A 12914-nucleotide genomic window follows, 5' to 3' on the forward strand; every position below is an offset into this window, starting at 1 on the left:
CAGATTTAGGGACAAGTATCGGAAAAAACTATCGAAAATAAAAATTACAGTGTCAGATCTTTAATGGTGGTGGTCGGGCCGTTTTTCATCACAGAGGCCATGCCATTTTTGGCGGCCGTATCGGAACTGTAGGATTCGCTAACACCAATAACCTGATGGTTCTTTGCTTTCAAAACGAAATATGGCTCGTTTTTGGCGTTATGCTTAAACTCGTATTGGCTTTCTAATGGGGAGTTACTCTGCACTGATGCGATGCCGTTTTCCGCAGAGGCTTTACTGGCATACATCTCACTGGTGAGAATAATTTCGCCATTACTGGCTTTCAGATTGAAATGGTATTGCCCATTCTTTGCTTTTTTAATCTCATAATGACCAATGGCCATAGTCGCTACTCCTGTTGGTTGTGATGACTCTAATGAGTGTAGTCAACGTTGACCGAAAGTCAGGTCAATACGTCCAGCACGCCCAACATAAAGCAGATTGGCTAAAGACGAAATTACAGTAAACGACAGATCTCTGCTTCCCAGCGATACCCCATACCATACACCGCACGGATGAAAGGCTTCTCGCCATCGAGAGATTCCAGCTTGCGCCGCAGATTTTTGATATGGCTGTCGATGGTCCGGTCAGTCACCACACGGTAATCGTCATACAGGTTATTCAGCAGTTGTTCACGGCTAAACACATGGCCCGGTTGCGTCGCCAGTATTTTTAGTAGGCGGAACTCCGCAGGGGTCAGCTCCAATAAGTGACCCTGATAACTGGCCTGAAAGCGAGATTCGTCGATCAGTAGTGGTGCGGTCTCACTGGGTTGTTCGTGTTGCGGATGGCAGCGGCGCAGAATGGTTTTGACCCGCGCGACCACTTCCCGTGGGCTGTAGGGTTTACAAATATAGTCATCGGCACCGATCTCTAGCCCCAACAGGCGGTCTATTTCTTCGGTTTTCGCAGTCACCATCATGATGGGCACATCGGAGAAACGGCGAATCTCTCGGCAAATGGTGATGCCATCACTACCCGGTAGCATTAAGTCCAGCAAAATAATGGCCGGCGGGGCTTGGCGCACAGCGGATACCACCTCCGCGCCGTTAGTGATCCACTGGGTGCTATAGCCCGCGGCTTGCAGATAGTCGACCAATAATTGGCCGAGTTTGGGCTCATCTTCAACAATCATTACAGAGCCAGACTGGCTGGCAGACTGAAGTGGCTCGTGCGTCACAATGAATTACCCTATGGAATGGAAGAGGGGAAATACTACCGTAATCCGCAGCCCACCCAAAGTTGAATGTGATGCACTGATTTTACCGCCGTGGGCCTCGACAATATTATGGCAGATCGCCAGCCCTAACCCCGAGCCGCCACTGGCGCGGTTGCGTGAGCTTTCGGTGCGATAAAAACGCTCAAAAATACGCTGTAGCTGTTCATCACTCAGGCCGGGTTTCGTGTCCTGCCAGTGCAGCGTCAAGGCATCATCATCTAGCTGCGCTTGGATTTCTAATCGCCCGCCCTCGTTGGTATACCGCAGACTGTTTTCCAGCAAATTGTGAAATAGCTGATTCAAACGGTCAGGATCGCCAAAAATAATCGCTTGCTCCGGCAAGGTAGCCACCACAGTGATATTTTTACTTTGAAAGCGCCCGTGGAAGCTGGCAATGGCGATTTGTAGTAACCGTATGGCGTCCAACTGCGTTTTACGATAGGCCAATGCGCCATGATCAGACAGTGACAACTGATGTAAGTCATTGACCAGTTTGGTCAGGATACCCACTTCCGCTTGCAGCGAAATCAACGATTCCGGCGTCGGTTGGCGCACGCCATCTTGTAACGCCTCTAACTCACCGCGCAATACCGCCAGCGGGGTGCGTAATTCGTGGGAAACATCGGCCATAAAATCACGCCGCATTTGCTCATTTTTCTCAAGCGAACTGGCAAGCTGGTTAAAGTCCTGCGCCAGACGCCCTAATTCATCACGGCTACTGACCGCCACGCGAGTGCTGAAGTCCCCAGCGGCCAGCCGATGAGTACCTTCCACCAAGCGTTTCACGGGGGCCAGCATACCGCGAGATAACACCCAAGTGACGGCGGCGGCGAGTAGCGTCGAGAGAGCAACAATGATCCAACTGGTGCGGCGCTGTTGCAGATCAAAGTTAATATCGGCATTGCGGGTCAGTTTTTCCGGCGGGGTAGACATCACCCAGCCGACGACTTCTTTATGTACCGTGATAGCTCGGCGGCTGGCCTCTTTCGGCACCTGACCGGTATGCCCAACCAGCAAATTATTTTGATTATCGACCACCCAGAATTGCGCGCGCCAACCCCGTGGAGGCATGCTGCGACTGCTATCACCACTTTGTTCGAAAGAGCGCATGATCTGATAGATCACCTGATCATTATTGCGCAGGAACTCCCAATTACCGTAGCGCTGATACTGCACCTCAAGCGCATCGCCCAGCATATTGATACGTTGCTCGTTACTCTGCTTAATGTAATCGATAAAACCACGCTCAAAGCTGGCTCGCACTCCCCAATGCATGGTAATCAGCACCAACATGCAGGTGGCAAATATCGCCATAAACAGTTTTCCGGTAATGCCGATCCTCATTTTTTTCACCTGTCTCTATCGGTTTACTGATTTTTCGCGGAACGGGCCATATGACGATTGGTTTCCGTATCCGGTGGTACGCGATTAAATATCAACGCTGGCAGGGCAATAATGATTGCCATGCATAGATAACTGTATAAGAACGCACTGTGTGTCGCCGGTGTGTTCGTGACGACCTGATTATGGGCAAAGACCCCCAATAAGATCCCCGCCGTGCTGACCCCTAAGCTCATGGAGAGTTGCATCACCATCGATAACAAGCTATTGCCGCTGCTGGCTAAGCGGTTGGGTAAATCTTTTAGGGTTAACGTATTCATGGTGGAGAAACGCAATGCATTCAGCATACCTTGGAAAAAGAGCACCACCGGCAGCAGCAATGTCCACCCCATCAATGCCACCACGGGGAAACTAAAGGTGACCACCGCCAGTAATAGCGTGGCGCTGACCAACACTTTCCGATAACCAAAGCGGTTAACCACCTGTACGATAATTCGCTTCATGCCCATGCTGCCAATAATCATCGGGATCATCATTAGCCCCGCGTGGAACGGGCTAAAACCTAACCCGATTTGCAAGAAGACTGGCGTCATAAACGGCAACATACCGCTACCGATACGGGCGCTCATACTGGCCATCAGCCCAAGGGAGTAAGATTTATTTTTGAGCAATCGCAGCGAAAATAGCGCGGAAGAATTGCCCTGCGCGTGCCGCCAATAACCCAGCAGCGCCAGTATTCCGCACAGCACTAAGCCCGCAATGGCCAGTGGCGGTAAACCGAGTCCTTTATGTCCGTCGAGGGCGAGTGTCAGTGTGGCCATGCCGATAGCCAGCATGATAAATCCGCTGATATCAAAACGCCGAGTGCGCATCGTGTAATTTGGCATCAGCACCAAAGTCGCGATGGCACCCACCACGCCGACCGGCAGATTAATCAGGAAAATCCAGTGCCAACTGGCGTATTCCACCAAAAAGCCCCCTAATGCGGGGCCGACCAGTGGCCCAATTTGGCCGGGCAGTGTTACAAAAGCCATCGCCGACATATATTGCTCGCGCGGCACGATTTTCATCACGGTCAGGCGACCAACAGGCACCATCATCGCGCCGCCCACCCCTTGAACGACGCGAGAGGCGATCAGTTGGTTCAGCGTGTCGGCTTGCGCGCACATCAAGGATCCGAGCGTGAACAGAATAATCGCCGAGAAAAACACCCATTTAACCCCGACGCGATCCGCTAACCAGCCACTGGCAGGCAACATCACTGCCACCGTCAACACGTAAGAGACGATCACCGACTGCATCCGCAACGGGTTTTCGCCCAAACTGGCCGCCATTGAAGGTAAGGCGGTGTTGACGATGGTGGTGTCGAGTGTTTGCATGAAGAAGCCGAAGGCGACTATCCAGAGCTGCCAGCGGATATTGCTTGCCATAACTGCTACTCCAACCTGGCGAGTGGCTGTTTGCTAAAGCGACTGCGCAGCCGATCAAAGTAGAGATAAACTACCGGCGTGGTATATAGGGTCAGCAACTGACTCATGACCAAGCCGCCGACAATGGTGATCCCTAATGGCTGGCGCAATTCTGCCCCATCGCCACTGCCTAATGCCAGCGGTAAAGCGCCGAATAAAGCCGCTAATGTGGTCATCAGAATCGGTCTGAACCGCAATAAACTGGCTTGGAAAATGGCCTCGCGCGCGCTGATATTCCCGTTACGCTGCGCCTCCAGTGCGAAATCCACCATCATAATGGCGTTCTTTTTCACGATACCGATCAACAACATAATGCCGATCAGCGCGATAAGGCTAAAGGGCGCATCGAACAGCTCCAGTGCTAACAGCGCCCCGACTCCAGCGGAGGGCAGCGTGGAAAGGATGGTCAGGGGATGGACATAACTCTCGTACAAAATCCCGAGCACGATATAGACCGTGGCAATTGCCGCCATGATCAGCCACAGTTGAGATCTTAGCGTTTCTTGGAACACCTGCGCGGTGCCGGTAAAGGTGCCGCGCACCGTGGACGGCACACCCAGTTCGGTCATGGCGCGCTCAACGGCGGCGGTGGCTTCCGATAAACTGCCGCCTTCGGGCAAGTTAAATGAAATGGTCGAGGCAGCAGATAAGCCCTGATGGTTGACCGCCAATGGTGCGTTAGCGGGCTGCCATTTGGCGAAGTAAGACAGTGGAATGGATTGACCGCTGCTATTAATGACAAACATTTTGTCCAGCGAACTGACATCCTGCGTATATTGCGGCGCGACTTCCATCACCACTTTATATTGGTTCAACGGCTGATAAATGGTGGAAATCTGGCGCTGACCAAAGGCATTGTTCAGCAGGGCATTGGCATCGGAGACATCAATACCCAGCCGTGCCATGGTTTCACGATCGTAAGTCAGCGCGATCTCCGCCCCTTTATCTTGCTGGTCGGAGTTAACATCCGCCAATTCAGGTAGCTTCGCCAGCGCCGCACGGACTTTCGGTTCCCACTCACGAAGCGCGGTCAAATCGTCTGCGAGCAAAGTAAATTGGTAGCTAGCATTAGCCTGACGCCCACCGACGCGGATATCCTGCACCGGTGCCAAAAATAGGCTAGCACCGGGTTCTTTGGCTAATTTCCCCCGTAAACGGGTGATAATTTGCTGCGCGGTTTCGCTGCGTTCACCCAGTGGTTTGAGCGAGATAAACATCGAACCACTGTTCGTGCGCGAACCACCGGTAAAACCGGTCACATTGTCGACCGCCGGATCATCATTGATGATCTTCATGAAATTCTTCAGCTTTTGCTGCATCGCTTGGAAAGAGATGCTCTGATCGGCTTGAATAAAGCCCATCATGCGGCCGGTATCTTGCTCGGGGAAAAAGGTTTTCGGGATACTGATATAGAGCCAAACATTCAGGGCGATAGTTGAAAGCAGCACCACCATCACCCAGCGTGTATGGTTCAACACCCAATTGAGTGAGCGGCCATACCCCTGCTGAATAGCTAATAGCACTTTACCGAAACCACGGATCCGTTGCTGCTCGCCGGCAGGACGCGCACGCAACAAGTGGGCGCACATCATCGGTGTCAGCGTCAGGGAAATGACCAAAGAGATGCCGATTGCCACCGATAACGTAATGGCAAACTCACGGAATAAACGCCCCGGTAACCCCTCCATCAACAACAGGGGAATAAAGACCGCCACTAACGAGATACTCATCGACAGGACAGTAAAACCGACTTCACGTACCCCGCGCAGGGCGGCAACCATGGGTTTCACTCCCGCCTCCAAATGGCGAGAGATATTCTCCAGTACCACAATGGCATCATCGACCACAAAACCGGTGGCGATGGTCAACGCCATGAGTGACAGATTATTGAGGCTAAAGCCACACAGATACATGGCGGCAAAGGTGCCAATCAGTGACACGGGAACGGCCACCGCTGGGATTAATGTGGCACGGCCTGAGCGCAGGAACAGGAACACCACCAGAATCACCAGTGCCACTGCGATGATCAGTGAACGCTCCACTTCTTCCAGTGAGGCGCGGATCGTCGGGGAGCGATCCTGCGCAATTTTTAAGTCGATTGAGGCGGGGATCGAGGCACGCAGGGCAGGCAGTTCCGCACGAATTCTGTCTACCGTGGCAATAATATTGGCCCCCGGTTCACGGCTGATCACCAGCAGCACGGCCGATTTGCCATCTGACATCCCGGCATTGCGTACATCCTGTACGGAGTCCACGACGTTGGCGACGTCCTGCAACCGCACTGGCGAGCCGTTGTTATAGTGAATGATCAGCGGGCGGTAACCCTCGGCGGTTTTGATCTCATCATTGGCTTGAACTTGCCAGTGTTGCTCGCTGCTATCAACCGATCCTTGCGGGCGGCGAACGTTCGCGGCACTGATCGCTTGGCGCACAGCATCGAGTGAGACGCCCTGATTAAACAGTGCGCTGGGGTTAAGTTCCACGCGCACCGCAGGCAATGAACTGCCGCCGACACTCACATCACTGACGCCTTCCGTCTGGGCGATTTTCTGCGCCAGTTTGGTTGAGGCAAAGTCATACAGTTGGCCTTGAGTGAAGGTATCCGACGTTAGCGTCATGATCATGATTGGCGCATCGGATGGGTTCATTTTGCTGTAGGTCGGGCGGTTCGGCATCCCTGTCGGCAACAAACTTTGCGCCGCATTCAGCGCTGCCTGCACATCACGGGCAGCGCCGTTGATATCGCGGTTGAGATCAAACTGCAAAATGATCCGCGTACTGCCCAATGAGCTAGTTGAGGTCATTTCATTGACCCCCGCAATTCTGCCTAAAGCGCGCTCCAGTGGCGTGGCGATGGATGAGGCCATGGTTTCTGGATCTGCACCGGGCATCGAGGCGCGCACCGCAATCACCGGATAATCAACCTGTGGCAGCGGCGATACCGGTAATAAACTAAAACCAATAACGCCGCTGAGGGTAATAGCCAGTGTCAACAGGGTCGTCGCCACAGGGCGTTGAATGAACAGATTGAAGAATTTCACGGCAATTCCCGTCCATTCGGCAATGCTGGTCCATCTTGCGGCGCAGGTAAATCATGATCATCGCGAGGATGGGTATTGCGCGCCAACTTATCGAACAACAGATAGATAACTGGCGTGGTAAACAGGGTCAGGATTTGGCTCACGATCAAGCCACCGACCATACACACCCCCAGTGGCTGGCGTAATTCTGCGCCAGCACCGGTACTGAGCATCAAGGGCAAGGCACCAAATAGCGCGGCCAATGTGGTCATTAGAATCGGGCGGAAACGCAGCAAGCACGCCTGATAAATAGCATCGTAAGGGGTCATGCCTTTATCGCGCTCAGCCGCCAGCGCGAAGTCGATCATCATGATCGCGTTTTTCTTCACGATGCCGATCAGCAAGATTATCCCGATGATGGCTATCACATCCAGTTCATGGCCGGTTAACATCAGCGCCAGCAACGCCCCGACGCCGGCGGTCGGCAGAGTCGAGAGAATGGTCACCGGATGAATAAAGCTTTCGTACAACACGCCGAGCACAATATACATCGCCACAATGGCCGCGATGATCAGCCACAGTGTGCTGCCGAGTGCCGCTTGAAACGCCAATGTAGAACCTTGGAAACGGGTGGTAATGTCCGCAGGTAACTGGATAGCTTGCTCGGCCTGCGTGACGGCTTCCACTGCTTCGCCAAGGGAATAACCCTGCGCCACATTGAAGGAGATCGTAGCGGATGGGAACTGATTCAAATGGTTGATGGACAGAGGCCCGAAGCGCTCTTCGATGGTGGCAATGCTGCTTAACGGCACCCCTTTACCGTCACTGCCGGTGAGGCGGATATCATTGAATGCCGCTAACCCCGGTGTGGCTTGTACGTCATGTTCCAACACCACGCGATATTGGTTGGCCTGCGTGTAGATAGTGGAAATCAACCGCTGACCAAAGGCGTTGTATAGCGCACTATCGATGGCCGCCATGGTGATCCCCAAACGGCTGGCGCTGTCTCTGTCCACATTCACAAACGCCACTAAACCCTGATCCTGCCAGTCGCTGGTGACATCTTGGAAGGGCGCTTGTTGCTGCAACTCACTGATCAGTTTAGGCACCCAAGTACTCAGTTCTTCCAGCGACGTCGCTTGTAGAGTGAACTGATATTGCGTGCGGCTCAGTTGGGTATCGATCGTTAAATCTTGTACCGGTTGCAAATAGAGTTTGATGCCCGGTAGGCCAGCGACACTTTCTTGCAAGCGGGTAATCACCTCTGGAATGCGGTCTGCCCGTTCATTCAGTGGTTTTAGGTTAATCTGCAACCGGCCATTGTTGAGGGTGGCATTGGTGCCATCGACGCCGACAAACGAGGTTAAACTTTCCACTGCCGGATCTTTGAGGATGATGGCGGCCACTTGCTGCTGGCGTTCAGCCATATTGCTGAACGACACCGATTGTGGCGCCTCCAACGTGCCTTGAATCAGCCCGTTATCCTGCAAGGGGAAAAAGCCTTTGGGCATCAGCAGGTAGAGCAGTACCGTCAACACCAGTGTGCTTAACGCGACGCCTAAGGTGATCCATTGATGCTTCAGCACTTTTTTCAGCGCAACCGCATAATGGGCAATCACCCAATCGAAGAATTTCTCACTGGCGCGGGACAGGCGATTTTGTTTACGCAATGACTCATAACTGAGCATGCGCGCGCACATCATCGGAGTGAGCGTCAGGGACACCACCGCAGAAATTAAGATGGCAATCGCCAAGGTGACCGCAAACTCACGGAACAAACGGCCAACGATATCCCCCATAAACAGCAGCGGGATCAACACCGCAATCAGCGAGAACGTCAGGGAAATGATGGTAAAACCAATCTCACCGGCTCCCTTTAGCGCCGCATCCAGTGGCTTCTCGCCTTTTTCGATATAGCGGGAGATATTCTCAATCACCACGATGGCATCATCGACCACAAAGCCGGTGGCGATGGTTAGCGCCATCAATGTGAGGTTATTGATTGAAAAACCTAGGAAATACATCGCAGCAAAGGTGCCAATCAGCGACAGTGGCACTGCCACACTGGGAATGATCGTGGCAGCGGCATTGCGCAAGAACAGATAAATCACCATCACCACCAAGGCAATCGCCAGTAGCAATTCAAATTGCACATCGCTGACGGAGGCTCGAATGGTGGTGGTGCGGTCAGTGAGGATTTTGACATCCACCGATTTGGGTAAACTTTTAATCAGATCCGGCAGCATCTCGCGAATACTGTCGGCGGTGGCAATCACATTAACGCCCGGCTGGCGCTGGATATTCAGCACAATAGCTTGTTGGTTATTGGCCCAAGCCGCTAACTTGTTATTTTCGGCCCCTTGCTCAATGGTGGCGACATCTTGCAAGCGGATCGGCGCGCCGTTTTGGTAGGCGACGATTAGGTCGCGGTAATCCTCGGCGGATTTCATTTGGTCATTGGCTGATAGCGTCACTGAACGGGTTGGCCCATCGAGGCTCCCTTTGGCCGAGTTGACGTTAGCATTGCTGATGGCGGTACGAATGGTTTCACTGTCCAGCCCCAGAGCAGCCACCGCAGGGGCATTGAGTTTGACGCGCACGGCAGGGCGCTGGCCGCCAGAAATAGTCACCAAACCGACGCCAGTCACTTGCGAGATTTTCTGCGCAATGCGGGTTTCCACCATATCTTCCACTTGCGTCATCGGGATCGCCGTGGAAGTCACTGCCAATGTCAGAATCGGCGGATCCGCTGGATTCACTTTGCTGTAAATCGGCGGATAGGGCAGATCATTTGGCAGCAGATTGGTGGCGGAGTTGATCGCTGCTTGCACCTCTTGCTCGGCCACATCAAGCGGCAAGTTAAGCTGGAATTGCAGCGTGATGACTGATGCGCCGCCTGAGCTTTGCGACGCCATTTGTTTCAGGCCCGACATTTGACCAAACTGCCGCTCCAGTGGCGCGGTAATGGAAGAGGTCACCACATCAGGGCTAGCACCAGGATACAGTGTCACCACCTGAATCGTCGGGTAATCGACCTCCGGCAGGGCGGAAACCGGCAAAGCACGGTAGCCCATGATCCCCGCCAGCAAGATGGCAATCATAAACAGTGTGGTGGCGACGGGGCGTAATATAAACAGCCGTGATGGGCCACCACCGGGCGTTGGAGGCATCACTTGCATCAGGATTTCTCCGCCGCAGGAGTGCCGCTAGCGGGTGCCTCTGCGGCATGCCTTCTACCTCCGCTGCGCGTCCCTTTTTGCTCTGCGGCAGGCTTTTCTGCGGCCTCGGTTTTCTCTGCTTCAGCGGATCGTGGTGTCACCACTTCCACTTGCGCACCTTCTGTCAGGCGATCAATACCGTCAGTAACCACGCGCTGACCGGCGTCTAGCCCCGCCGTAATGACCACTTGTTTGCTGTCTTGAATACCGGTGGTCACCAGATGTTTGCTGACTTTGTTCTCGTCGTTTAACGTCCAGACAAAGCTGCCTTCATTGCCCATTTGCACGGCAGCGGTTGGCACCACCACGGCGTTTTGCAGTAAATCGACCTTGATGCGAGCATTCACAAACTGATTGGGGAACAGCACGTCATCTTCATTGGCGAAGCGCGCTTTTAGCTTAATGGTGCCAGTGGTGGTATCAATCTGGTTATCGATACTGAGCAGATAGCCCTGCGCTAACAGCTGTTTATTGGTGCGATCCCAGGCTTCCACGGGCACGGTGGTGTTATTTTTTTGCGCATTTTTCTGCGCTTGCATAATGGCCGGAATATCACTTTCTGGCAGGGTAAAGACCACATCAACAGGGTGCGTTTGGGTGATCACCACAATCGGCGTCGCCGTGCCACTGGTGATGAAATTACCCACATCCACTTGTTTCAGCCCCACTTTGCCCGAGATGGGCGCGGTAATGCGGCTATAAGTCAATTGCAGCTTGGCGCTATCGATAGCCCCTTGATCGGCCTTCACACTGCCTTCACTTTGGCGAACTAACGAGGCTTGCGTATCCAGCTCTTGCTGGGCGATGACACCGGTTTTAACCAATTTTTGATAGCGCGCCAGATCACGGCGGGCGTTATCAAGCGTAGCTTGATCCTTGGCGAGCTGGCCCTGCGCTTGAGTCAGTTGCACTTGGTAAGGGCGGGGATCAATTTCTGCCAGTAAATCACCGGCGGCAACCTGTTGGCCTTCGGTAAAGTGGATTGCCATTAATTGGCCATCGACGCGGCTGGTCACGGTGACGGTATTGGCGGCCATCACAGTACCTAAACCGGTGAGATAACGCGGCACCGCTTGCTCGGTAGCGGTGGCGGCTTGCACCGGTGACATCGGCATATTGCGGCGGCCCCCCGCGCGTGCAGGGCCAGCGGCACTGGCTTGGGGCTGCGCACCGGTCGCATTGCTCGCGGGGGCTGCACTGAAGTGACGCCAGAGAAATACAGCAATAATAATCGCCACCGCGATACCCAATAAAATAAAGACTCGGGAATTGCGTTTAGAGTGAGCTTTCATGATGGCGGAGAATTCCTTTTGATTTTCTGAGTAGCGGCAACAAAGTGTATGCCTAAGTTTTTGGATATCTTACTAGTTTAGCGGGGATTTACCGGATAAAAATGGAGGAAATATGAAAGTACTGTATAGATACGTTGACGCAGGTGTTTGATAGGGGAATGAGCGTGAAGGGGATATTTTCTGCGGAATCGTAAGATAGCGAGGAGTGAGCTATTCCCACTCCTGCTAAATCGATTGTTCGCTGGGTTATTGATAAGTCATGGTAAAGGTCGCGCTGGCATTAGCGGGGCCGGGGGTGACCCTATTTTGGGTTTGGTAATATTGGGCAGTGATATCAATGGTTTCTTTAATATTATTCCCACTAGCGGCAGAGGTGCCCATTTGTTTTGCTCTGCCAAATTCTACCGGTTGGCCATTCGCTAATAATTGCACGCCCACGCCGGTAGCAACACCGGGTTCGGGCGTTAATTTCATCACTCCCTGATGACCGGGTTCCCCATTGCCATCAACTTGAAGAAAATATTTGGTATCAGGGTCGCAGGTTAAGGGAATTTGTTTGGTTATTGGTGTGCCCGTCGTACCAATGCGCTTAAAATCATTTTGTTGATTTTTACCTAAATTAAAATCTAATCTGTTTGAATCAAGTGTACAGCCATTTCGCCTAATAACTAAAAAGTCAGGTGTTTCAAAAATATTATTTAAAGTCTTACCTGAGGCAGGGCCTTTGTCATAGACAAAATAATTGGAGCTGAATTTAGGAAGGTTAGTAATACGGCCTACTTCATGGTTAGCGTCGAGCTTAACGATAGAGACTAAACTAAAAACATCAGTAGCAAAAACAGTACCCTGAGTATTATGACAACTAAAACTATGCCCTGTGGTAGTTATATTTGAAATATAATGGCTTGCAAGTTGGTTGTTGCAACCCACATTATTATAATACTGAGAATTATCTATTTCATATTTTATTCCAATTCCTCTTAGGTTTGTTTGATAAATGTTCGGTAACCCCGGAATATTGGAGATATTCGGAATGACTTCAAAATCTATATAGGTATTGTTAATATTTGCCCCCTCACATTTAAAATCATTACTAACTTTTAGTATTAACTCACTATGATTTATTGGCATGTTGCGGTGTAAATTAAAATTTGTTACTGGTATCTCATTTGAGTTTGTTATTTCGCAATCAATAGCCGCAACTGAAGGGCTAAGCATTAATAATGCCAGGCCGCCCCCGATGAGACTTAATTGACTGAGATGAATGTTATTTTTGATTTTTATTAATTTTGAATAAAACATACTGACCTATGAAA

8 protein-coding genes are annotated in these 12914 nt (G+C 52.0%); all 8 read right to left on the reverse strand.

Translation table 11 applies throughout. The features are described from left to right. Positions 1–44: 44 nt before the first annotated feature. A complete protein-coding gene (locus DA391_RS05935) occupies positions 45–383 on the reverse strand; it encodes a YegP family protein (RefSeq protein ID WP_019212128.1) in 339 nt (112 codons plus the stop codon). Positions 384–496: 113 nt separating this feature from the next. Then, entirely contained in the window at positions 497–1174 is a 678-nt protein-coding gene (gene baeR / locus DA391_RS05940) for a two-component system response regulator BaeR (protein WP_049607561.1), read from the reverse strand. Between the two features lie 51 nt (positions 1175–1225). Beyond that, entirely contained in the window at positions 1226–2602 is a 1377-nt protein-coding gene (baeS, locus tag DA391_RS05945) for a two-component system sensor histidine kinase BaeS (protein WP_098904858.1), read from the reverse strand. A 23-nt stretch (positions 2603–2625) separates the two neighbouring features. After that, positions 2626–4029 (reverse strand): MFS transporter, encoded by a 1404-nt coding sequence (locus tag DA391_RS05950; RefSeq protein WP_108087450.1) that lies wholly within the window; start codon positions 4027–4029, stop codon positions 2626–2628. 5 nt (positions 4030–4034) lie between these two features. Beyond that, a complete protein-coding gene (mdtC, locus tag DA391_RS05955) occupies positions 4035–7109 on the reverse strand; it encodes a multidrug efflux RND transporter permease subunit MdtC (protein ID WP_108087451.1) in 3075 nt (1024 codons plus the stop codon). Further along, positions 7106–10267, reverse strand: coding sequence for an MdtB/MuxB family multidrug efflux RND transporter permease subunit (locus tag DA391_RS05960; protein WP_050081908.1), 3162 nt, complete (start codon positions 10265–10267; stop codon positions 7106–7108). The genes mdtC and DA391_RS05960 overlap by 4 nt, the downstream gene beginning before the upstream one ends. Continuing rightward, complete coding sequence (locus DA391_RS05965) at positions 10267–11598, reverse strand: MdtA/MuxA family multidrug efflux RND transporter periplasmic adaptor subunit (RefSeq protein WP_057644986.1); 1332 nt, start codon at positions 11596–11598, stop codon at positions 10267–10269. The genes DA391_RS05960 and DA391_RS05965 overlap by 1 nt, the downstream gene beginning before the upstream one ends. Before the next feature lie 246 nt (positions 11599–11844). Next, positions 11845–12900 (reverse strand): fimbrial protein, encoded by a 1056-nt coding sequence (locus tag DA391_RS05970; RefSeq protein ID WP_240624791.1) that lies wholly within the window; start codon positions 12898–12900, stop codon positions 11845–11847. Positions 12901–12914 lie beyond the last annotated feature (14 nt).

It is taken from the genome of Yersinia massiliensis, assembly GCF_003048255.1.
GTDB lineage: Bacteria > Pseudomonadota > Gammaproteobacteria > Enterobacterales > Enterobacteriaceae > Yersinia > Yersinia massiliensis_A.